A 21,882-nucleotide genomic window follows, 5' to 3' on the forward strand; every position below is an offset into this window, starting at 1 on the left:
GTGCGCACGGTTTGGACAGTAGCCTTAGCGGAACTTGGCCAGGGTTTCACGTACCTTTGCGGCAGGCACTTTCTGCAGACGGCAAAGCAGGCCATGGGACAGTTGCTGAATACCGTGGGCCTGGCGCAGTTCGCCCACCAGGTGCTGCAGCAGGTTGGCGGCCATCTCGGCATCGGCCATGGCCCGGTGCGCGGTACCGGTGTCCGGCAGGCCGGCCCAGCGGGTCAGGGTGCCCAGCTTGTGGTTCGGCGCCATCGGCAGCAGGCGCCGCGACAACAGCAGGGAGCAGGCGAACGACTGGCTGCGGCTACGGCCGATGCGACTCAGTTCGTAGTCCCAGAACTTCTGGTCAAACGCCGCGTTGTGCGCCAGCAGCGGGGTGTCGCCGACAAACTCGGCCACTTCGTTCATCACCTTGTCCACCGGTGGTGCGCTGCGCAGCATGGCGGTGGTAATCCCGGTCAGCCCGGCGACGAAGGCCGGTACCGGCACGCCAGCGTTCATCAGGCTCTGGTAGCGCTCGACGATACGCCCGCCTTCCAGCATCACCACTGCCACTTCGGTGGCGCGGCAGCCGGCGCCAGGGCTGATGCCGGTAGTTTCAAAGTCGATGACAGCAATACGTTCCATGAAGGGGCCTCAATGTTTGAGCAACAGCTTACCCTCGATGGGCACATAACGGGTGGCCGCACGGATCAGCGACAATGCGGTAAGCCCAGGCACGCCATACACCACGGCCTCTGTACCGTGGCGCTGGATCACCCGTTCCAGCAGCAGGTCGAAGTCGCCATCGCCAGAGGCCAGCACCACCTGGTCGACCCGGCTGGCCGCATCGATCACATCCAGGGTAATACCCACATCCCAGTCCCCTTTGGCCGAGCCATCGCTGCGCTGGATGAAAGGCTTGAGGCGCACATCGAAACCCAGGTTGCGCAAAATCTGCTGGAACTGCTGTTGCTTGCTGTCGCCACGGTCGATGGCATAGGCCACCGCTTCGACAATTTCGCCTTCACGGCTGACGTCGGCCCACAACGCGGTGTAGTTGAAATGGCAGCCGTGGGCCTGGCGCACGGTGTAGTAGAGGTTCTGCACATCGGCGAACAGCGCGATCTTTTTCACCTGGGAACCTCATGTCTGGCCTGGAATACCGGGGGCTGCTGCGCAGCCCTTCGCGGGCACGCCCGCTCCCACAGGTGTCGTACAGGTCACCGTGGGAGCGGGCGTGCGCGCGAAGGCGCAAAGCGCCCCCAAAATTGCCTGCAGTATGCCAGACCTGTCAGACGTACGAATCGTCGTCCGAGAAGAACCCGCCATCGTCGCTGCCGTAATCGGTGTCGGCATAACCGCCCTGGTCACTGCCCCAACCACCGTTGTCAGCCACTTGCTGCTGCCCGCCCTGGTCGTTCCAGCCACCGCTGTCGCTGGCCGGTGCTGGCTCTTCCTTGATTACCTCGACCACTTCCTCGGGCTGTGAATTGTGGTTGAACAGGCTGCTGATGCCCTGGGCCAGCAACACACCACCGGCCACACCGGCTGCGGTCTGCATGGCCCCACCGAGGAAGCTGCTGGCACCGCCGCGCGCCGGCGCAGCGCCAAAGCCTGGCTGCTGCGGTTGCGGCTGAGCCTGCGAGAAGCCCGGTGCCGACGGCTCGCGCCAGCCACCACCGGATGCTGCAGGCGGCGCCGAAGGGCGCTGAGGCTGCACAGCCGGGGCCGCATTGCGCCCGCCCGAGCCAAAGATGCTGGACAAGAAGCCACCACCGCCGCTGCCCGGTGCGCCGGTACCGGCCTGTGCCGCCTCGGCCTGAGCGCGGGCCTGCTTCAGCTCGGCCTCCAACTGCTTGTTCTGCTCGTCGAGGCGCTTGATTGCCGCCTCCTGCACCAAAATCGCCTGGGCCATGTAGTAAGGCGCCGCCGGCTGCTGGCGCAGGTGTTGCTCGATGCACGCCTGGGCCTGCGCGTCACGCGGCTGGCTTGGGTCTTCGGCTTGCCTGATACGGCCGAACAGGCCGTCGATCAGGGTTTGTTCTTCAGTGTTCATGGGGCGACCTCGTGGGGTAGCGGGACAACGGACAGCGTCAAAGATGGGGTGTAGCGGCACGGGATTCAATCACTGGCGCCGTGAAACTTTTTTCAGCAAGTGACAGCCCCACGCCCGCTTTGGGCTAAAGTTATGCCCCTGATTTTACTGCCATGCGATGTTGACTGATGAATCCGCTGAGCGTTCTGCGCGACTCCCTGTACTTCTTCCGCCGCCACCTGCCGAGCATTCTCCAGCTGTGCCTGCCGTTGGTGGTGCTGGAGGCCCTGATCACCCAGCTGCTGTACCGGCAGATGGGCGACCAGGCCTCGCCGGCCTACGGCATGCTGGTCAGCCTGCTGTTCTACCCGCTGTACAGCGCGGCACTGATTCTTTACCTGCACACGCGCAGCAACGGCCAGGACATCGGCAAGCGCGACCTGTTCGCCCGCGCCCTGCAGCTATGGCCGCAACTGGCCCTGCTGATACTGATCAGCTCGCTGCTGATCATGGCTGGCCTGGCGCTGTTCATCTTCCCGGGCGTGTGGATCATGATCAACCTGGTGTTCGCCGAGTACCTGCTGGTGCTGCGCGGCCTGCCGGTGGTGCAGGCAATGCGCGAAAGCGCACGCATGACCACCGGGCACTTCATGCGCATCATGATTTGCGTGGTGGCCGTGCTGGCACCAATCTGGCTGATCGACGGGCTGTTGCTGATGGCCTTCCCCGAGCCATCGCCGGGCATGGAGCTGGCCATGGACAGCCTCAGCGGCTTCCTGCAGTTGTTCAGCACCGTGGTGCTGTACCGCCTGTTCATGCTGCTGGAGGGCGAAGCCGGGGCGTGATGCCCAGGCCCGCGTTTCGGCCAGGCAGCACCGTAATCAGGTACCCCGAGCCTTGGCCCGCGCCGTAGCTTCGGCCACCAGAGGGTCGTCCGGCCAGTAATGCTTGGGGTACCGCCCTTTCAGGTCTTTCTTCACTTCGGCATAGGTCGTGCGCCAGAAGTTGGCCAGGTCCTGGGTGACCTGCACCGGTCGGCGTGCCGGCGACAGCAGGTGCAACTTGACCTGCTGCCGGCCATTGGCGATGCGCGGGGTATCGGCCAGGCCGAACAGTTCTTGCAGGCGCACGGCGAGAATCGGCGGGGTTTCGCTGTAGTCCAGGCGGATATTCGAGCCGGACGGCACGGCCAGATGCGCGGGGGCCTGTTCTTCCAGGCGTTGCGGCAGCGGCCAGGGCAGCAGGTTGCGCAGCAGCGACGGCAGGTCCAGCGCGCTGAAGTGGCTGAGCCGGGACACTTTGCCAAGGTAGGGCTGCAACCAGTCTTCCAGGCTGGCGAGCAGCGCCTCGTCACCCAGGTTGGGCCATTCGCTTTGCCCGTCCCTGTCCAGGTCCAGCTGGCGCAACAGTGCCACCCGCGCCTGCCACTGGCGCAGTTCCGGGGTCCATGTCAGCAGGTTCAGGCCTTTGCGCCGTACCAGGCCAAGCAGCGCCTTGGCCCGCGCTTCGTCAGTCAGGCCCGCCAGTGGTTCACGGCTTAGTATCAGCTCACCGACTTTGGTTTGGCGTTCGGCACGCAGCACCTGCTCACGCTCGTCCCAGTCGAGTAGATCGACACGCTCGACCTGCTCGGCCAGCACATCATCAAGCAGCGCCGGGTCAAATTCTGCCGCAAGGTAGATGCGCTCTTCGCGCTGGCCCTGGCGGCTGCCCAGGTCGGCGATCACCAACCACGGGTGCTTCATCAACGCATCGACCTCGCCGAACAAGGCAGCACGGCCGTTGGCCAGGCGATACTCGGCGCCCCCTGCACGCCGCTGCTGCGCGACCCGGTCGGGATAGGCCAGCGCCAGCAAGGCGCCAAGCCAACGCGGATGGTCGGGGTCGGCGACGGCGGCCCCCGCCTTGCCGCGCAACAGCCCACGGTACTGGCGCGCAAGCTGCCGGGCGCGCTGCACGCCACCCTGGCCGCCACGGCTGGCCTTGCTCTCGCCGCTGACCAAGGCCAGCCGGCTGTGCAGGTCGGCACCGCCGCCACGCTGGATATCCCGCTCACCGAGCAACGCCGCCACATCGCAGGCCATGGCGGCCAACCCCAGGCCCTGACCACGCAGCAACAAATGGGCGATGCGTGGGTGAGCCGGCAGCTCGGCCATGGCCTGGCCGTGATCGCTGAGGTTGTCGCGGCTGCCCGGTTTGAATGCCCCCAGGCGCGCCAGCAGGTCCTGAGCCTGGGTAAACGCTGCGCTGGGCGGTTGGTCGAGCCAGCTCAACTCATGCGGGGCGACGCCCCAGCGCGCCAGTTGCAAGGCCAGGCCTGCCAGGTCGGCCTGGAGGATTTCGGCGCTGCCATGGGCAGCCAGTTGGTCATGCTGGGCTTCGGACCACAGCCGGTAGCACACGCCCGGCTCCAGGCGGCCGGCACGGCCGGCACGCTGGGTGGCGCTGGCGCGGGAGATACGCTGGGTATCCAGCCGGGTCATGCCACTGCCAGGGTCAAAACGCGGCATCCGGGCCAGGCCTGCGTCGATCACGACGCGCACGCCGTCGATGGTCAGGCTGGTTTCGGCAATGTTGGTGGCCAGCACCACCTTGCGCTGGCCCTTGGGTGCCGGGTCGATGGCTGCACGCTGGGCATTGAGGTCAAGTTCGCCATGCAGCGGGCACAGCAGAATCTCCGGCCGCTCGCCCAGTGCTTCCTGCAGGCTCTGGTGCACCCGGCGGATTTCGGCCTGGCCCGGCAAGAACACCAGCACACTGCCCGTCTGGTCGGCCAGCGCCTGCAGCACGCTGTCCACAACGCGTGGCTCGATGAACTCGCCCGGCTGGAAGGGCCGCCCCCAGCGGATGTCCACCGGGTGCATGCGGCCCTCACTGCTGACCACCGGGGCGTCGTCCAGCAGCCGCGACAGGCGCTCGCCTTCCAGGGTTGCCGACATCAGCATGATCTTCAGCGGTGGGTCGTCACGCAGCAACGCGCGGCCGTTGAGGCTCAGCGCCAGGGCCAGGTCGGCATCCAGGCTGCGTTCGTGGAATTCGTCAAAGATCAGCAGGCCCACGCCTTCCAGCGCCGGGTCGGCTTGCAGGCGGCGGGTAAGAATGCCTTCGGTCACCACCTCGATACGGGTTTTCGGCCCGACCTTGCTGTCCAGGCGGATGCGGTATCCCACCGTTTCACCCACCTGCTCGCCCAGTTCACTGGCCAGCCGTTCGGCTGCCGCACGCGCCGCCAGGCGCCGCGGTTCGAGCATGAGGATGGTCTGCCCGGCCAGCCACGGCTCGTTCAGCAGCGCCAGCGGCACGCGGGTGGTCTTGCCGGCGCCGGGTGGCGCTTCGAGCACAGCTTCGTCACGTTTTTCCAGGGCTTGGCGCAAAGCGGGCAGCACGGCATCGATCGGTAATGAAATCATGGTGGTCCTCGAACAATCTGGCGAGTATAACGGCGAACCCAGCCTGCTCTATCATGGTCTTAAGCTTCAGGCGCAGGCGCTTCGCTTGCCCTGCTGAATACCTTCTCGGAGATTTACATGCGCATCCCATCCCGCGTCATCGGCGGCGCCCTCATCGCCACCTTGCTGACCCAGCTGACGGCCTGCGGTACCATTTTCTACCCGGACCGGCGCGGCCAGATCGGCGGCAAGATCGACCCCGTGGTAGCCGCAATGGACGCCATCGGCATTCTGTTCTACGTCATCCCGGGGCTGATTGCCTTCGGCATCGACTTCGCCACTGGCGCCATCTACTACCCGGGTGGCCGCACCGCCCAGGTCGACCCGGCCAAGCTGCAAGAAGCGGTCAGCCCCGACGGCAAGGTCGACAACCTGAAGTTGCAGGCCATCATCGAAAGCGAACTGGGCCAGCGCCTGCCGCTGAACGACCCACGGCTGATCCAGCACCGCGGCAGTGTCGAACAGCTGGCCAGCCTGGGCCTGGTGCCGGCAGCCTGACACCCACTCACGGACCTGGACCACGGATGATCACCTCGGCTGAACACCAGCGCCTGCTACGCCTTGCCACCCGCGCTTCACTGGCGGTGGCCAGTATCCTGGTGCTGAGCAAGGCGCTGGCCTGGTGGCTGAGCGGCTCGGTGAGCCTGCTGGCCGGGTTGACCGACTCGGCACTGGATGCTGTCGCTTCGTTCATCAACCTGCTCGCCGTGCACTACGCCTTGCGCCCGGCCGACGACGACCATCGTTTTGGCCATGGCAAGGCCGAAGCCTTGGCCGGTATGGCGCAGGCGCTGTTCATCGGCGTCAGTGCGGTGCTGATCGGCGTGCAGGCGGCCGAACGTCTGCACACGCCACAACCTTTGGGCGATACCGGCGTCGGCATTGCAGTGATGCTGTTATCGCTGGGGCTGACCCTTGCCTTGCTGGCACTGCAACGCAAGGTTATTCGCCTGACCGGCTCCACCGCAGTGCGGGCCGACTCCCTGCATTACCGCTCGGACCTGCTGTTGAACGGCAGCATTCTGCTGGCCCTGTTGCTGGCACGCTTTGGCTGGCCACAACTGGATGCACTGTTCGGCCTGGGCATTGCCTGCTACATCCTCTGGAGCGCTTTGCAGATTGCCCGCGAGAGTACGGCGATCCTGATGGACAAGGAGCTGCCCGGTGATGTTGGCGAGGACATGACCACACTGGTGTTGGCCATACCCGGGGTGAAAGGCGTGCATGACCTGCGTACGCGGGTGTCGGGCAACCAGTGGTTCGTGCAGCTGCACCTGGAGCTGCCGGGGCAGTTGCCGCTGCATGATGCGCATGGGTTGTGCGTGGAGGCCTCGCGGGTGATCCGCCAGCGTTATCCACTGGCGGATGTGATGGTGCACGCCGACCCGGTGTGAATTAACAAGGGCCCTGTCGCCGGCAAGCCAGCTCCCACAGGGGTGCACCGGCCTGACGGCATGTGCAATACCTGTGGGAGCTGGCTTGCGGGCGACAGGGCCGGGACCGACAGCACGTCTGGCTTAGTTGATGCTGTAACCCCGGCCACTGAAGCAGGCACCCAGCGCCCGGCGATAGGTGTCGAGCACATTGGCCGCCGGTGCGTAGGTCGCCGTCGCCGGGTCGAACCCCGACTGGCTCACCGCCCAGCGATGGCACTGGTAGCGGTCCTGCTCCTGCTGCTGTTGCCCCTGCCCGTTCATCGGGTAAGCCACCACGTCATACCCGCCGTTTGCCGGTGCCACCGGTACAGGCGCAGGGGCGCCGACGGGCGGGTTGACCACCACGTATTCCTGGCTGTCAGCCAGGTACTGGTAATAGGTGTCGGCCACCAGGAAGAACATCGCCCCACCCAGCCAGACCTCCTGCGCATAGGGCGGCAGGTAATTGACCCGCACGCCGTAAGGCGGGGTCACGACGATGTAACTGCCACCATGGGGGCGATACCAGTAGCCACCGGAGTAGAAGTAGTCCGCCCCCCGGTAGGGCACTTTCCAGTAGCGGTCGGGGAAATGATCGACAGTGTGACCCGGTCGATACTGCGGCCCAGGCCCCCAACCATTGCCGTGGCCATCCGGGCGCCCCTGCCAGTCGCCACCGGGGCGTTGCCCCGGGCCGCCAGCCTCCCATTGATGGTTATCGCCGTGGCGCCGGGGGATGTCCTGGTAGTAACCCTGCCTTGGCGGCTGGGTCTGGCGCACTTCGTCGCGCGAGTTCAATGAGCGGCCGGGCGTGCCTTCTGCCTGCCCCTGTTGGCCTCGTTCGCCATGCCCCTCACCCGGCCCTTCGGCCAAGGCCCCCAGGCTGATGCTCAAACCCAGCAAACCAACACCTGCCAACTGCCAGATGCGCGACTTCATGGTGTTCCTCACGGTAGAAAATACGGCAACTAGAGCCAGTCTACCGTGACGGCACCACAGGCCAATTAAATTTCCAGACAGAAAAAAGGGAGGCCACATGGCCTCCCTTCTGAAATTGTCGTCCGTGCTCGGCACTTGTGGCGCCGGCTCACCTCACACCGTCTTCTGGAGGGTGTGTAGCCCGGGGGCCGAGTGCATCCTGTTGGATGGCTGGCCGCGACCGCCCGCCTAGAGCGCGTCGCCGTGGACTGATGTCCGGGCAGTGATTCTGTTGATAAAGATACCGAACAGGTTGCGGCAGAGGATTGCGAAGATTGCTCAGATAAATAGCACTTGCGCAATTTTTCACCCTGGATTGATAATTCGCCGCAATACGAACAGAAAAGGGCAAATGCCATGAGCAAACTTGACCGCTACGACCTGAGCATCCTCGCCGAATTGCAGCGCGATGCGCGCATTTCCAACCAGGAACTGGCCGAACGCATAGGCCTGTCGCCTTCGCCATGCTCGCGTCGGGTCAAGCAACTGGAGGACGACGGCTACATCTCGCGCCAGGTGGCGCTGCTCGACCGCAAGAAGCTGGGCCTGAGCCTCACCGCCTACGTGCTGATCGGCATGGACCGCCATACCCCGGAGCGCTTCGAAACCTTCGAGGCGGCCATCCGTATCCTGCCGCAGGTGCTTGAATGCAGCCTGGTCACCGGGATGGATGCCGACTACCAGCTCAAAGTGGTGGTGCCGGACATGGACCATTACCAGAAACTGCTTCTAGGCAGCCTGACCCGTATCGAAGGCGTCACCAGCGTGCGTTCAAGCTTCGTGCTCAACCAGGTGTTGGCCAGCACCGAGCTGCCATTGACCCACCTGCGTTAAATGCCCACGGTGGCCGGCGTATAATCGGCTGCTCAGCCTGCCTGGAGAACACAGATGGATCCCGCCGTATTCGAAGAGTGGATGATGATAATCCTGGTCACCGTATTGATCGGTTTCATGGGTTTCATCGTCTGGGACCTGGCGAAAAAGTCCAAGGCAGGCAAGTTCGGGACGTTGATCCTGTTCTTCGTGCTGGGGCTGGGGGTGCTGGCCTTTATCATCAAGAGCGTGGTGGTGGGGTTTCTCGAAGGCGTATAAAAAATTTCAGGGCCTGTTCGCGGGCACGCCCGCTCCCACAGGTTTGGCGTTGCCTTCGAGTACTGCGCCGTCCCTGTGGGAGCGGGCGTGCCCGCGAACAGGCCCATGACCTGAACTAAAGCTTGGCAGGGACTTCGCGCCAGCAACCCTGCTCCAGCCCATCCAGCGCCCAATCCCCGATCCGCACCCGCACCAGGCGCAAGGTCGGCAGCCCCACTGCCGCCGTCATCCGCCGTACCTGCCGGTTACGCCCCTCGCGAATCACCAGTTCCAGCCAGCTGGTCGGCACGCTCTTGCGAAAGCGTACCGGGGGGTTGCGTGGCCACAAGTCGGGTTCTTCCAGCCGCCGCGCCTCGGCCGGCAAAGTCGGCCCATCGTTCAGCTCCACGCCATCGCGCAAGCGCTGCAACTGCTCGTCGCTCGGTTCCCCCTCCACCTGTACCCAGTAAGTCTTGGCCAGCTTGTGCTTGGGGTCAGCAATACGCGCCTGCAGCCCGCCATCGTTGGTCAGCAACAGCAGGCCTTCACTGTCGCGGTCCAAGCGCCCGGCCGGGTACACGCCCGCGATGTCGATGAAGTCCTTGAGGGTCGCGCGCCCTTCGCCGTCGCTGAACTGGGTGAGCACGTCGAACGGTTTGTTGAACAGGATCAGGCGCGGCTCGGCCGGTGACGCCTTGGGCTGGCGACGCGGGCCGGCGGCAGGCCGCGCCTGGGGGCGGCGCGGCTTGTTACGGGGTGGCAGTGACATGGATCCTCAGCGGAACGGCGGCTCATCGAAGCTGCGCAGTTTACGCGAGTGCAGCGAGTTGAGCTCGGTGCGCAATAGGTCGAGGGCGGCAATGCCGATCTTCAGGTGCTGGCTGACCGCCCGGTTGTAGAAGGCGTTAGCCGAACCCGGCAGCTTGATCTCGCTGTGCAGCGGCTTGTCGGACACACAAAGCAAGGTGCCGTACGGCACGCGCAAACGGTAACCCTGAGCAGCAATGGTGCCGCTTTCCATGTCCACGGCCACGGCACGCGACAGGTTGATCAACGGCCGTTCCTGGGCCCATCGCAGCTCCCAGTTACGGTCGTCGTAGGTCAGCACGGTGCCGGTGCGCAGGCGTTTCTTCAGCTGTTCGCCACGTTCGCCGGTAACCTGCGCAGCCGCTTCCTGCAAGGCCAGTTGCACTTCGGCCAGGGCTGGAATGGGGATGTTCGGCGGTACCACCCGGTCGAGAATGCCGTCACGGCGCATGTAGGCGTGGGCCAGCACGTAGTCGCCGATGGTTTGCGACTGCCGCAATCCGCCGCAGTGGCCGATCATCAGCCAGCAGTGCGGGCGCAGCACGGCCAGGTGGTCGGTGATGTTCTTGGCGTTGGAAGGGCCGACACCAATGTTGACCAAGGTCACGCCGTCGCCGTCGGCGGCGATCAGGTGGTAGGCCGGCATCTGGTAGCGGTGCCAGATCACGCTGGCGACCAGGGCCTGGGTTTCACCGTGATCCATGGCTTTTTCGATCACCACGTTGCCTGGCAGCACCATGCGCACGAAGCGCGGGTCGTCGCGAAGTTGCTCCAGACCGTGGCTGATGAACTGGTCGACATAACGGTGGTAGTTGGTCAGCAGGATCCACGGCTGCACATGGCGCCAGTCGCTGCCGGTGTAGTGCACCAGGCGGCGCAGCGAAAAGTCGACGCGCGCAGCGTCGAACAGCGCCAGTGGGAAAATTTCGGCACGGTCCCAGTCGTACAGGCCATCGGCGATGTTGTCAGTGGCGGCCGACAGGTCGGTGCTAGGGAACACCCGCGCCAGCTGCGCGGCGGTAATGCCGCTGCCGGCCAGTTCGTCGCCCTGGTCGACTACGTAAGGGTATGGAATGTTCTGCTCGCTGATGCCTACCTCTACCGTGACGGTGTAGTCGTGCATCAGGGGGCGCAACTGCTCCAGCAAGTAGCCACGGAACGCAGCGGGCTGGGTGACGGTGACGCTGTAGGTGCCGGCCACCTGCACCTTGGCATAGGCCCGCGTGGTGGCGGCGACCTCACCGTGGCTGTAGTAGGTCAGGCGCAGCGCCGGGTAGCGGAACAGGTCGCGCTCATCGGCGCCCGGCTCGGTACGATCCTTCAGGTAACGCTTGAGGGCCTGGCTAAGGGCCCCGGTGGCCTGTTCATGCAGGGCCGCCAGACGGTCGACGGCCTGTTCGGGGGTATCAACGACTACAAAAGCGTGGCTCACACTGTGCTTCCTGTCTGGACATGCATGTGAACCATCTTGCCTGCGTTTCATGGCAATTACATCCCCGGCGGTCAGTACCGGCCCTATCGCCGGCAAGCCAGCTCCCACAAGTGCATTAACTGTGGCAACTGCGTGGCAGGCGATGAGCGCCTCAAAGCCACCTTAACTCGGCCAGGCAGGTGTTGCCCTGCTCACCAGCGCCAGCACATCCACACCCCGTGGCAGCGCCCCATACGCCCGTCCACCACCCGTCAGGCGGCTACCGATAAACGCATCGCTGACCACCGCGTTGCCCGCCTCCAGCAACAGCTTGGCCTGAAGCGCCAGGGCGATATCCTCGGTCAGCTGCCGCGCGCGATACTGTATGTCGCCGGTGTCGGCAAATGCCCCCTTGAGGTTGCCGATATGCGCCGCCAGCCGCGGATCCCCATGCCCGTCGCCCAATTCGGCGAACAGCGCATCGAGCACGCCCGGCTCCTTGGACAAGGCCCGCAGCACATCCAGGCACTGTACGTTGCCAGAGCCTTCCCAGGTCGAATTGACCGGTGCCTCGCGGTACAGACGTGGCAGGATGCTGTCTTCGACATAACCCGCACCGCCCAGGCATTCGGCGGCCTCGTTGATCATGGCCGGCGCCCGTTTGCAGATCCAGTACTTGCCAACCGCCGTGACCAGCCGGGCGAAATGCGCCTGCTGCGGGTCGTCGAGTTGCTCCAGCGCCTGCCCCATACGCAGGCTCAGGGCCAGTGCCGCCTCGCTTTCCAGGGCAAGGTCGGCCAGCACGTTCTGCATCAGCGGCTGCTCATTGAGCAACCGGCCGCCGACCTTGCGGTGCGCGCAGTGGTGGGCCGCCTGGGTCAGCGCCTGGCGCATCAGGGCGCTGGAGCCGACCATGCAGTCGAAACGGGTCATGGCGACCATCTCGATGATGGTTGGCACACCCCGCCCTTCCTCCCCAATCATCCATGCCAGCGCACCACGGAACTCTACCTCGCTGGATGCGTTGGAGCTGTTGCCCAGCTTGTTCTTCAGGCGCTGGATATAGAACTGGTTGCGGTTGTCGTCCGGGCGATGGCGCGGCAGCAGGAAGCAGCTCAGGCCTTTTTCGGTTTGCGCCAGCGTGAGGAAGGCATCGCACATGGGTGCCGAGCAGAACCACTTGTGCCCGACCAGCTCATATGGCTGGCCCGGGCCAGGTGCCCCTACCGGGTAGGCCCGCGTGGTATTGGCGCGCACATCGGTGCCGCCCTGCTTCTCGGTCATGGCCATGCCCAGGGTGACCCCGGCCTTGTGCCGGTCGCCGACGTTGCGCGGGTCATACTCGCAGGCAAGGATTTTCGGCAGCCAGTACTCGGCCAGCTCGGGCTGAAGGCGCAGCGCCGGCACGGCAGCGAACGTCATGGTCAGCGGGCAGCCAGTACCGGCTTCGGCCTGGCTGTGCAGGTAAGTCATCGACGCGCGTGCCACATGGGCGCCAGCGCGGGGTTCGGCCCATGGCAAAGAAGGCAGGCCGTGTTCGACGGCGGTACGCATCAGCTCGTGGTAGGCCGGGTGGAACTCGACCAGGTCGATGCGATGGCCATAGCGGTCGTGGCTGATGAACTCCGGCTTGTGCGCGTTGGCCAGGAAACCTGCCTGCATCAGCGGGCCGCCCGCCAGGGCGCCGTAGGCATCTATCCGCGACTCGGCCCAGCCCGCGCCGAAACGCCGGGACCATTCCTGCAAAGGCAGGTCGAGGCGGTACAGGTTGGCACCGTCGAGAGGCGGCGGCTGGTTGGTGACTTCGTGGGTTTCAGCGTACTGGTGCAGGTTCATCGGGGGGCTCCTGGATCCGGGTAGGCTTGAGAGACCCAGTGAAGCACTGCTTGCGGGGGAGTCAAAGGGGCATTAATGACTAAACGTGTGGTGGGGGTGGCGTGTGCCTTGGGAAGGCATCAGGGCTGACAGATGCACCTGCCACGGCGAGCACCTTTCAGCCTCAACCTAATGCCATGCCTTCAAAGCGAGCGCCGCGCCTGCAAGATGTTCGGGCTCATCTGCACCTGCGAAATCGCCACGTTCAAACTCAACTCGAACCGGCTCCCCAACCCGCGCGTCGACTCATGCGCCAACCTGGCCCCCAGCAATTCCCCCATCTGCCGGCAGATCGACAAGCCAATCCCCAGGCCGCCATACCGCCGGGTCATCGAACCGTCGACCTGGAAGAACCGCTGGTACAGGGTCGACTGCTCCAGGTCATCGAAGCCGATACCGCTATCACTGACGGTAAAGGTCAAGGCCAGGTCGCCCGGCCCCAACCGGCGGCCGCGCACCTGGATCATCACCCCGCCCTGATGGGTGAACTTCAAACCGTTGTCCACCAGGCAGCCCAGGCACTGGGCCAGTTTCTGCCCGTCACCCAGCAGCCCGTCCGGCAGGTCGGCCGGTATGTCCAGGCTCAGGTACAAGCCTTTGCGCAGCGCCTGCCCGGCATAACCGGCGCGCAAGCCCTGCAGCAGTGCGCGCAGGCTGAACGGCGCCGGCTGCGCGCGCAGGCGGCCTGCCTGCAGCTCGGACAGGGTAAGAATGGCGTCGACCATGTCCATCATGCCTTGCGCCGAGCCCACCGCCGTGCGGTGGTACTGGGCCATTTCGGCTTCCATCGGCAGGGTGTGCATCAGCTCCAGCGAGCCGATCACGCCATTCATCGGGGTGCGCAGCTCATGGGTCACGCTGGCCAGGAACTCGTCTTTCAGGCGATTGCTCCTGGCCAACTGCAGGTTCAGTTGCTCCAACGTGCGCCCTGTCTCGCGCAAGGTCTGCGCCTGTTGCTCACGCAGGCTGTTGATACGGTCGGCCAGCGCCAGCGACAGCAATGCTACCTCCAGCGCCGAACCGAGCTGGCTGGCATACATGGTGATGAACACATTTGGCAGGTGGCCCAGCACCATCAGGGTGTTGACCAGCCCGCCAAGCAGGAACGCCGTCCAGGCGATGATGAACCAGCGCGCCACGCGCAAGCCACGCCACCAGGCGTACAAGCCGGCGCTGAAGATGCTCACGGTGAACAGCAACGCCAGTAGCGTGGCCATGCGCAGGGCAATGCCGTAGGGCATGCTCACCGCCATTACCATGACCAGCGCGCCGCCCAACATCAGCAGCTGGAGCAGCCGGTCGAAACCACGGCTGATGTTGCCCAGTTGCAGGAAGTGCCGGGCGAACAGGCAGCCGAACAGGCCCGCCGCACCGATGAACAGCGGCGTCGAGGCGTTCGCCCACCAGGGGCTGTCCGGCCAGAAGTAGGCCACGCCTGCACCGTTCACCGATACCTGGTAGAAACCGAACGAGGCGATATAAAGGATGTAGTAGAGGTAGCTGACGTCGCGCACGCTGAGGTAGATGAACAGGTTGTACACCAGCATCACCAGCAACACGCCGTAAATGATCCCTAGCACATACAGGCGCGTGGGCTGCTCTTCCAGGTAGGCTGCAGGGGACCACAGTGCCAGCGGCGCTTGCACCGAACCCTGGCTGTGCAGCCGCAGGTAGGCGGTGGTCACCTGGCCAGGGGGCAACTGCAACTTGAACAGGTAGTTGTTCTGCCGTATCTGCCGGCTGTCGTAGGGCAAGGCATCGCCGGTGCGCTGCGCCAGGCGGTATACACCGCTACCGTCAGGCAAGTACAGCTCGAGGTGGTCCAGCGGCGGATAGGCCAGCTCCAGCAGCCACTGCCGCGGGGCAGCGCCGGGCGGGGCAACGGGGCGCAGCTCGACCTTGAGCCAGAACACCGAGGTGGAATAACCGGCGTTCAGCACGTCTTCATGGTGGGGGCGGAAGAATTTGGCAAACCCGGGGGCACTGACCTGGGCGATGCTGGCACTGCCATCGAGGTCTTCGTAAACCTGCATGGCCTTGCCCAATGGAAGATGCCGGGTAGCGTCGTCGAAATCGACCGCCCCGGCCAGCACGGGCAGCAAGCCCAGAAGCACAATCAGCAAATAGCGCATACAGCCCCAGCATGGCCTGTCCGGTCGCGTCGCGGTAGCCTCCCATCCGTTTGAGACGACGTGATCCAGCAGAACCCGTTTGTCGAGTTATCCGAGCACTCTAGCATAGCTTCGCAACCTGGCAATCGGCCATATCAAAAACCAAAGAAAAGACTCTAAATCAATACTTTCAGAAGATCAGAGAATTAGAATCTGACCGATCGATCAGTAAAACTCGTTTGTCGGACGATCCGCCCAAACAGGTTTGGTGGTAAGCTCGCCGACCATGAATACCTACAGCTCCCGCCCCGTTGTCCTCTGTCTCTCCGGCCACGACCCCAGTGGCGGCGCCGGCCTGCAGGCAGATATCGAAGCCCTGATCGCCCAAGGCTGTCACGCTGCACCCGCAGTGACCGCCCTGACCGTGCAGGATACCGTCAACGTTTCCGACTTCCGCGTGCTCGACCGCGAGTGGGTACTGGCCCAGGCCAATGCCGTGCTGGCCGACTCCACGGTGGCCGCCGTCAAGCTGGGCATGCTCGGTTCGATCGAGATGGTCGACACCGTCGCCGAACTGCTGGCCGCCCACCCGCACCTGCCGCTGGTCTGCGACCCGGTGCTGCGTGCCGGCGGCGGTGGCCGCCTGGGCAAGGACGAAGTGGGCTACGCCCTGCGCGAACGCCTGCTGCCGCTGGCGACCATCGCCACGCCGAACCTGCCTGAAGCCCGCATCCTCGCCGAACTGCCCGAAGGCACCGCCGACGAATGTGCCGAAAAGCTGCTGCCGTTCTGTAGACACCTGCTGATTACCGGCGGTCACGGCGACGAAGACGAAATTCACAACCGCCTGTACACCCAGGACGGCCAGCTCCACACCTGGACCTGCCAACGCCTGCCGGGCAGCTACCATGGCTCGGGCTGCACCCTGGCCAGCGCCCTGGCTGGCCGCCTGGCCCTCGGCGAGCAGCTGGAAAGCGCCGTGCGCAGCGCCCTGGACTACACCTGGCGCACCCTGCGTGACGCCGAGCAGCTGGGCAGGGGCCAGTACGTGCCGCGCCGCCTGCCCCTGGACTTCTGTTCCTGATACGAGGCTTTCAATGAAGCTACGCGGTCTGTATGCAATCACCGACAGCCAGCTGCTCGCCGGCCGGTTCCTGTCCCATGTCGAGGCGGCACTGGAAGGCGGCGTGTGCCTGCTGCAGTACCGCGACAAAAGTGACGACGCGGCGCGCCGCCTGCGTGAAGCCGAAGGGCTGATGAAGCTCTGCGAGCGCTACGGCACCCAGCTGCTGATCAACGACGACGCCGAACTGGCCGCACGCCTGGGCGTCGGTGTACACCTGGGCCAGACCGACGGCCCGCTGACCCCGGCCCGCGCCCTGCTCGGCCGCCGGGCGATCATCGGTTCCACCTGCCACGCCAGCCTCGAGCTGGCCGCCCAGGCCGCCAGCGAAGGCGCCAGCTACGTCGCCTTTGGCCGCTTCTTCAATTCCGTTACCAAGCCGGGCGCGCCCGCCGCCAACGTCGAACTGCTGGAGCAGGCGCGTGCCCAGGTGAAACTGCCGATTGCCGTGATCGGCGGCATCACCCTCGACAACGCCGCCCCGCTGGTCGCCCACGGCGCCGACCTGCTGGCGGTGATCCATGGCCTGTTCGGTGCCGACAGCGCGCAGGAAGTTACCCGCCGCGCCCGCGCCTTCAATGCCTTGTTCGCATCCTGATTTCGAGAGAGCCTTTCATGTCCCGTTCCGAAGACCTGTTCGCCAAAGCCCAGAAGCACATCCCCGGCGGCGTCAACTCGCCAGTGCGCGCTTTCAAAAGCGTGGGCGGCACGCCGCTGTTCTTCAAGCATGCCGAAGGCGCCTACGTCGTTGACGAAGACGACAAGCGCTATGTCGACTACGTCGGCTCCTGGGGCCCGATGATCCTCGGCCACGGCCACCCGGACGTACTGGACTCGGTACGCAGGCAGCTTGAGCACGGCCTGTCCTACGGCGCGCCGACCGCCATGGAAACCGACATGGCCGACCTGGTCTGCTCGCTGGTGCCGTCGATGGAAATGGTGCGCATGGTCAGCTCGGGCACCGAAGCCACCATGAGCGCCATCCGCCTGGCCCGTGGCTACACCGGCCGTGACGCCATCATCAAGTTCGAAGGCTGCTACCACGGCCACTCCGACAGCCTGCTGGTAAAAGCCGGTTCCGGTCTGCTGACCCAGGGCGTGCCAAGCTCGGCCGGCGTGCCGGCAGACTTCGCCAAGCACACCCTGACCCTGCCGTTCAACGACATCGCCGCGGTCGAGAAAACCCTGGCAGACGTCGGCCAGACCGTGGCCTGCATCATCGTCGAGCCCGTGGCCGGCAACATGAACTGCGTCCCACCGGCGCCGGGCTTCCTTGAAGGCCTGCGCGAGCAGTGCGACAAACACGGCGTGGTGCTGATCTTCGACGAAGTGATGACCGGCTTCCGCGTCTCGCTGGGCGGCGCCCAGGGCCACTACGGCATCAAGCCGGACCTGTCCACCTTCGGCAAGATCGTCGGTGGCGGCATGCCGGTCGGTTGCTTCGGCGGCAAGCGCGAAATCATGGGCTGCATCGCCCCACTCGGCCCGGTTTACCAGGCCGGCACCCTGTCGGGGAACCCGCTGGCCATGGCCGCTGGCCTGACCACACTGAAGCTGATCAGCCGCCCGGGCTTCCACGCCGAGCTGACCGACTACACAAGCCGCATGCTCGATGGCCTGCAGCAACGTGCCGATGCCGCTGGCATACCGTTCGTCACCACCCAGGCCGGTGCCATGTTCGGCCTGTACTTCAGCGGCGCCGACGATATCGTCACCTTCGAAGACGTGATGAGCAGCGATGCCGAACGTTTCAAGCGCTTCTTCCACCTGATGCTGGAAGGCGGCGTGTACCTGGCACCGAGCGCGTTCGAGGCGGGCTTCACCTCCATCGCCCACGGCGACAAGGAGCTGCAGATCACCCTGGATGCGGCTGAGAAGGCCTTTGCTGCCCTGAAATAAGTAGCTACTCCCCTTTGTGGGAGCGGCCTTGTGTCGCGATAGGGCCGCAAAGCGGCCCCAGCAATTGATGCATTTCTGCTGGAATTCTGGGGCTGCTGCGCAGCCCTATCGCGACACAAGGCCGCTCCCACAGAGGCCGCTACAGGCAATAATTACGCATGCACAATCAGCTGACTTCCCCCACCAAGCAGAAATTCGAGTAAAACTTTGTAAGGTTGGCGCTGCTTATCCCATAATGTGCCACCAGACATTGGCCGCAGCTTTGCAGAGGTAAGTCGATCCCCATGAACCGCACCGGCCGCGCCCTGACCCTGGGCTGCCTGTTGCTTCTTCAGCCCCTGCTGGCCTTGGCGGAGGGCGGTAACTCGTTGCTGATTCCGGCGACGGGCCGCTGCACCTTGAATGTTCAGCCTGAAGACCTGGCAAACGCCCTCAAGGCCTGCGAGCAGACGGCTAACGCGGGGGATGCCCAGGCGCAATTCGAACTGGGCGAGTACTACTACACGCAAACGCCGAAAAACCTCGACAAAGCCCTGGACTGGTTCCAGAAGGCTTCGCTGCAAGGTCAGGCCGACGCCCAGTATCGTCTGGGTGCCATGTTCTTCCATGGCGAAGGGGTCAAGGCCAACAACGTGCAGGCCTACATCCTGCTGAAGATGGCCGCGGTCAACGGCGCCGAAGATGCACTGGACATGGCCGACGAAGTCACCGAGCAAATGCCCCGCGACGAACTGGAGCATGCCACCCAGGTGCTCGGCCAGATCTTCCGCAAATACCTGCTGGAACTGCAGAACGCCGAAGGGCGCACGCCGTTCTCGCCACTCCCCTGACGGTTACTTTTCCGGCATTGGCATCGGGAACGGCATCACATTGCCGCCGCCCTTGGCTTCGCTGATCTTTGCCGTGCCTAGCCTCTCCACTTCGTCGATGCGCACGATCGAGTGCATCGGGACGAAACTGCGGATCACCCCCTCGAACTGGTTCTTCAGCTTCTCCTCGCTCGGATCCACCACCAGTTGCGAGCGCTCGCCGAACACGAACTCCTCGATTTCCAGGAAGCCCCACAGGTCGCTCTGGTAGATCTGCTTGGCATACATCTCGAAGACCTGCCCCTGGTTGAGGAAGATCACTTTATAGATGGCAGGTTCGCGTTTGCTCATGATGGGAGGGATAACACATGCGTAAGAAAAGGCAGGCATGATACCTGCTCCGGCCTCTTCGCGGGTGAACCCGCTCCCACAGGTCATGCACACAACCTGTGGGAGCGGGTTCACCCGCGAAGAGGCCAGAACAGGCAGTACATACCGTTGAACGTTTCAGTGCTTTCGCCACTGGCATTCAAGGGTTATTCTTGAGTTCACACCCATTGCCGTCGAGCGGCTAAAAACGACCTTGAACGCACCCATAGAACCCCATCGTTTCATCCTCGAGCCCTTCGAGGCCCACCGTTTCGCCAACTTGTGCGGGCAGTTCGACGAGCACTTGCGCCTGATCGAACAGCGCCTGGCCATCGAAATCCGCAACCGCGGCAATCAGTTCGAACTGATCGGCGAACCCAAGACCACCACTGCGGCCGAACAGTTGCTGCGCCGTCTCTACCGCGAGACCAAGGCCACCGACCTGTCGCCGGAAACCGTGCACCTGTACCTGCAGGAGTCGGCTGTCGAAAACATCGACAACCCGGCCGTCAACGAGGTCAGCGTGTCGCTGCGTACGCGCAAGGGCAACATCCGCCCGCGCGGGCTCAACCAGCAGCGCTACGTGAAGGAAATACTGGCCAACGACATCAACTTCGGCGTCGGCCCGGCCGGTACCGGCAAGACCTACCTTGCCGTGGCCTGTGCCGTGGATGCGCTGGAGCGCGAACAGGTGCGCCGTATCCTGCTGGTGCGCCCTGCGGTCGAGGCAGGCGAAAAGCTTGGTTTCCTGCCAGGTGACCTGGCACAGAAGATCGACCCGTACCTGCGCCCGCTGTACGACGCCCTGTACGAAATGCTCGGCTTCGAACACGTTGCCAAGCTGATCGAGCGCCAGGTGATCGAGATCGCCCCGCTGGCCTACATGCGTGGCCGTACCCTGAACAACAGCTTCATCATCCTCGACGAAAGCCAGAACACCACGCTGGAACAGATGAAAATGTTCCTCACCCGCATCGGTTTCGGCTCCACCGCGGTGATTACCGGCGACATCACCCAGGTCGACCTGCCACGTGGCACCAAGTCGGGCCTGGCACACGTCATCGAGGTGCTGAAGGACGTTCCGGGCATCAGTTTTACCCACTTCCAACCCAAAGATGTGGTTCGTCACCCACTGGTGCAGCGTATTGTCGAAGCCTACGACCGCTTCGAAGCCCGCCAGGCCAAGCCCGAGGCGCCCGGCAAAGATGCTTGAACTTGATATCCAACGGGCCACGGACGCTGCCGCCCCGGATGACACCGCCTTCCGCCGCTGGTGCGAGCTGGCCCTGCGCCAGCGCAGCGCCGACTCGGAAATGACCATTCGCCTGGTCGACGAAGCCGAAGGCCGTGAGCTGAACCAAACCTACCGGCACAAAGACTACGCGACCAATGTGCTGTCGTTCCCGGCCGATGTGCCCGACGAACTGCTCGATATTCCGCTGCTGGGGGACCTGGTGATCTGCGTCCAGGTGGTCGAGCGCGAAGCGGCCGAACAAGGCAAGTCGCTCGAAGCCCACTGGGCGCACCTGGTCATTCACGGTTGCCTTCACCTGCTCGGCTACGACCACATCGATGATGAGGAAGCCGAAGAAATGGAAAGCCTGGAACGGGAATTGCTGGCGGAACTGGGTCACCCCGACCCGTATGCCGACGATGAAACCGACTCAATCACACACTGAAACACGAAGGATCACGAGAACCGCCATGAGCGAAGATCGATCGAGCAACGGGCAAAAGTCCTGGCTGGGCAAACTGACCCAGGCTTTTGCCCATGAGCCGAAAAACCGCCAGGAGCTCCTTGAGCTGCTGCGCGAAGCCCATCAGAACAAACTGCTGGACAGCGAAGCGCTGACCATCGTCGAAGGCGCCATCCAGGTCGCCGACCTGCAGGTGCGCGACATCATGGTGCCGCGCTCGCAGATGAACAGCATCAAGGCCGGCCAGTCGCCTCGCGAGTTTCTGCCAGCGGTGATAGACGCCGCGCACTCGCGCTACCCGGTGATCGGCGAAAGCCACGACGATGTGCTCGGGATCCTGCTTGCCAAAGACCTGCTGCCGCTGATCCTCAAGGAGAACGGCGACAGCTTCAATATCAAGGACCTGCTGCGCCCGGCCACCTTCGTGCCCGAGTCCAAGCGCCTGAACGTGTTGCTGCGCGAGTTCCGCGCCAACCATAACCACATGGCCATCGTCATCGACGAATATGGCGGCGTGGCAGGCCTGGTCACCATCGAAGACGTGCTGGAACAGATTGTCGGCGACATCGAAGACGAGCACGACGTCGAGGAAGACAGCTACATCAAGCCGCTGCCAAGCGGCGACTTCCTGGTCAAGGCGCTTACCCCGATCGAGAACTTCAACGAGTTCTTCGACAGCCAGTTCTCCGATGACGAGTTCGACACGGTTGGCGGGCTGGTGATGAGCGCCTTTGGCCACCTGCCCAAGCGCAACGAAACCACCGAGATCGGGTCCTACAAGTTCCGTATTCTCAACGCCGACAGCCGGCGGATACACTTGCTGCGCCTGACCCCGATCACCCGTTAAG

Annotated in this window: 22 protein-coding genes; 12 read left to right on the plus strand and 10 right to left on the minus strand. The window is 64.1% G+C overall.

All coding sequences use genetic code 11. The features are described from left to right. Positions 1 to 24: 24 nt before the first annotated feature. From E8E78_RS04480 to E8E78_RS04490, 3 genes are all read right to left on the minus strand, one after another. The gene (locus tag E8E78_RS04480; protein ID WP_049275210.1) at positions 25 to 630 is read right to left on the minus strand and encodes a 3'-5' exonuclease; all 606 of its coding nucleotides are present in this window, start codon (positions 628 to 630) and stop codon (positions 25 to 27) included. A 9-nt stretch (positions 631 to 639) separates the two neighbouring features. Next, positions 640 to 1,119, minus strand: a complete 480-nt coding sequence (locus E8E78_RS04485) for an NYN domain-containing protein (protein ID WP_016501691.1) — start codon at positions 1,117 to 1,119, stop codon at positions 640 to 642. A gap of 157 nt (positions 1,120 to 1,276) precedes the next feature. Further along, positions 1,277 to 2,041, minus strand: coding sequence for a DUF2076 domain-containing protein (locus E8E78_RS04490; RefSeq protein WP_016501692.1), 765 nt, complete (start codon positions 2,039 to 2,041; stop codon positions 1,277 to 1,279). Positions 2,042 to 2,208: 167 nt separating this feature from the next. On the opposite strand from E8E78_RS04490, the gene E8E78_RS04495 reads away from it, so the two are divergent. Next, positions 2,209 to 2,865 (plus strand): YciC family protein, encoded by a 657-nt coding sequence (locus tag E8E78_RS04495; protein ID WP_049275211.1) that lies wholly within the window; start codon positions 2,209 to 2,211, stop codon positions 2,863 to 2,865. A 36-nt stretch (positions 2,866 to 2,901) separates the two neighbouring features. Here E8E78_RS04495 and hrpB read toward each other — a convergent pair whose 3' ends face one another. Continuing rightward, on the minus strand, positions 2,902 to 5,430 hold the full coding sequence (gene hrpB / locus E8E78_RS04500; RefSeq protein ID WP_280311949.1) for an ATP-dependent helicase HrpB: 2,529 nt from the start codon (positions 5,428 to 5,430) through the stop codon (positions 2,902 to 2,904). Between the two features lie 117 nt (positions 5,431 to 5,547). Between hrpB and E8E78_RS04505 the strand changes: the two genes are divergently transcribed. Both E8E78_RS04505 and E8E78_RS04510 read left to right on the plus strand, forming a co-directional pair. Further along, on the plus strand, positions 5,548 to 5,967 hold the full coding sequence (locus E8E78_RS04505; RefSeq protein ID WP_016501777.1) for a hypothetical protein: 420 nt from the start codon (positions 5,548 to 5,550) through the stop codon (positions 5,965 to 5,967). A gap of 26 nt (positions 5,968 to 5,993) precedes the next feature. Further along, complete coding sequence (locus tag E8E78_RS04510; RefSeq protein ID WP_049276656.1) at positions 5,994 to 6,863, plus strand: cation diffusion facilitator family transporter; 870 nt, start codon at positions 5,994 to 5,996, stop codon at positions 6,861 to 6,863. Between the two features lie 123 nt (positions 6,864 to 6,986). Here E8E78_RS04510 and E8E78_RS04515 read toward each other — a convergent pair whose 3' ends face one another. After that, complete coding sequence (locus tag E8E78_RS04515; RefSeq protein WP_059394409.1) at positions 6,987 to 7,823, minus strand: DUF6515 family protein; 837 nt, start codon at positions 7,821 to 7,823, stop codon at positions 6,987 to 6,989. A gap of 396 nt (positions 7,824 to 8,219) precedes the next feature. On the opposite strand from E8E78_RS04515, the gene E8E78_RS04520 reads away from it, so the two are divergent. Together E8E78_RS04520 and E8E78_RS04525 are read left to right on the plus strand one after the other, a co-directional pair. Continuing rightward, positions 8,220 to 8,696 carry an Lrp/AsnC family transcriptional regulator gene (locus E8E78_RS04520; protein ID WP_016501780.1) on the plus strand — a complete coding sequence of 159 codons (477 nt, stop codon included), beginning with the start codon at positions 8,220 to 8,222 and terminating at the stop codon, positions 8,694 to 8,696. 54 nt (positions 8,697 to 8,750) lie between these two features. After that, positions 8,751 to 8,954, plus strand: coding sequence for a DUF2788 domain-containing protein (locus E8E78_RS04525; protein ID WP_003249787.1), 204 nt, complete (start codon positions 8,751 to 8,753; stop codon positions 8,952 to 8,954). 115 nt (positions 8,955 to 9,069) lie between these two features. Here E8E78_RS04525 and E8E78_RS04530 read toward each other — a convergent pair whose 3' ends face one another. The 4 genes from E8E78_RS04530 to E8E78_RS04545 all read right to left on the minus strand — a co-directional run bounded on the left by E8E78_RS04530 (position 9,070) and on the right by E8E78_RS04545 (position 15,158). Continuing rightward, entirely contained in the window at positions 9,070 to 9,702 is a 633-nt protein-coding gene (locus tag E8E78_RS04530; protein ID WP_049275637.1) for a pseudouridine synthase, read from the minus strand. 6 nt (positions 9,703 to 9,708) lie between these two features. Beyond that, positions 9,709 to 11,172: an AMP nucleosidase gene (gene amn / locus E8E78_RS04535; protein ID WP_016501782.1), complete on the minus strand. Its 1,464-nt coding sequence runs from the start codon at positions 11,170 to 11,172 to the stop codon at positions 9,709 to 9,711. Positions 11,173 to 11,334: 162 nt separating this feature from the next. Further along, positions 11,335 to 12,987 carry an acyl-CoA dehydrogenase family protein gene (locus tag E8E78_RS04540; RefSeq protein WP_049275634.1) on the minus strand — a complete coding sequence of 551 codons (1,653 nt, stop codon included), beginning with the start codon at positions 12,985 to 12,987 and terminating at the stop codon, positions 11,335 to 11,337. Between the two features lie 182 nt (positions 12,988 to 13,169). Continuing rightward, positions 13,170 to 15,158: a hybrid sensor histidine kinase/response regulator gene (locus E8E78_RS04545; protein WP_049275632.1), complete on the minus strand. Its 1,989-nt coding sequence runs from the start codon at positions 15,156 to 15,158 to the stop codon at positions 13,170 to 13,172. A gap of 265 nt (positions 15,159 to 15,423) precedes the next feature. Here E8E78_RS04545 and E8E78_RS04550 point away from each other — a divergent pair, with 265 nt between their 5' ends. The 4 genes from E8E78_RS04550 to E8E78_RS04565 all read left to right on the plus strand — a co-directional run bounded on the left by E8E78_RS04550 (position 15,424) and on the right by E8E78_RS04565 (position 18,989). After that, a complete protein-coding gene (locus tag E8E78_RS04550) occupies positions 15,424 to 16,221 on the plus strand; it encodes a hydroxymethylpyrimidine/phosphomethylpyrimidine kinase (protein WP_049275631.1) in 798 nt (265 codons plus the stop codon). Positions 16,222 to 16,234: 13 nt separating this feature from the next. After that, complete coding sequence (gene thiE / locus E8E78_RS04555) at positions 16,235 to 16,858, plus strand: thiamine phosphate synthase (protein ID WP_016489343.1); 624 nt, start codon at positions 16,235 to 16,237, stop codon at positions 16,856 to 16,858. A gap of 17 nt (positions 16,859 to 16,875) precedes the next feature. Continuing rightward, the gene (gene hemL, locus E8E78_RS04560; protein ID WP_063422778.1) at positions 16,876 to 18,159 is read left to right on the plus strand and encodes a glutamate-1-semialdehyde 2,1-aminomutase; all 1,284 of its coding nucleotides are present in this window, start codon (positions 16,876 to 16,878) and stop codon (positions 18,157 to 18,159) included. A gap of 284 nt (positions 18,160 to 18,443) precedes the next feature. Continuing rightward, positions 18,444 to 18,989 carry a tetratricopeptide repeat protein gene (locus tag E8E78_RS04565; RefSeq protein WP_049275629.1) on the plus strand — a complete coding sequence of 182 codons (546 nt, stop codon included), beginning with the start codon at positions 18,444 to 18,446 and terminating at the stop codon, positions 18,987 to 18,989. Between the two features lie 3 nt (positions 18,990 to 18,992). On the opposite strand, the gene E8E78_RS04570 is transcribed toward E8E78_RS04565, so the two are convergent. Beyond that, positions 18,993 to 19,319 (minus strand): DUF1820 family protein, encoded by a 327-nt coding sequence (locus tag E8E78_RS04570; protein WP_041167902.1) that lies wholly within the window; start codon positions 19,317 to 19,319, stop codon positions 18,993 to 18,995. A gap of 232 nt (positions 19,320 to 19,551) precedes the next feature. On the opposite strand from E8E78_RS04570, the gene E8E78_RS04575 reads away from it, so the two are divergent. Genes E8E78_RS04575 through E8E78_RS04585 form a run of 3 tightly spaced genes read left to right on the plus strand, consistent with a single transcriptional unit; the run spans position 19,552 to position 21,881 of the window. Further along, positions 19,552 to 20,550 carry a PhoH family protein gene (locus E8E78_RS04575; RefSeq protein WP_049275628.1) on the plus strand — a complete coding sequence of 333 codons (999 nt, stop codon included), beginning with the start codon at positions 19,552 to 19,554 and terminating at the stop codon, positions 20,548 to 20,550. After that, positions 20,543 to 21,016 (plus strand): rRNA maturation RNase YbeY, encoded by a 474-nt coding sequence (gene ybeY / locus E8E78_RS04580; protein ID WP_049275627.1) that lies wholly within the window; start codon positions 20,543 to 20,545, stop codon positions 21,014 to 21,016. Before E8E78_RS04575 ends, ybeY begins: the two co-directional genes overlap by 8 nt. Before the next feature lie 25 nt (positions 21,017 to 21,041). Further along, positions 21,042 to 21,881: an HlyC/CorC family transporter gene (locus E8E78_RS04585; protein ID WP_016501793.1), complete on the plus strand. Its 840-nt coding sequence runs from the start codon at positions 21,042 to 21,044 to the stop codon at positions 21,879 to 21,881. Position 21,882: the final 1 nt, after the last annotated feature.

The organism is Pseudomonas sp. BN505 (assembly GCF_029873175.1).
GTDB classification, from domain to species: Bacteria; Pseudomonadota; Gammaproteobacteria; order Pseudomonadales; family Pseudomonadaceae; genus Aquipseudomonas; species Aquipseudomonas putida.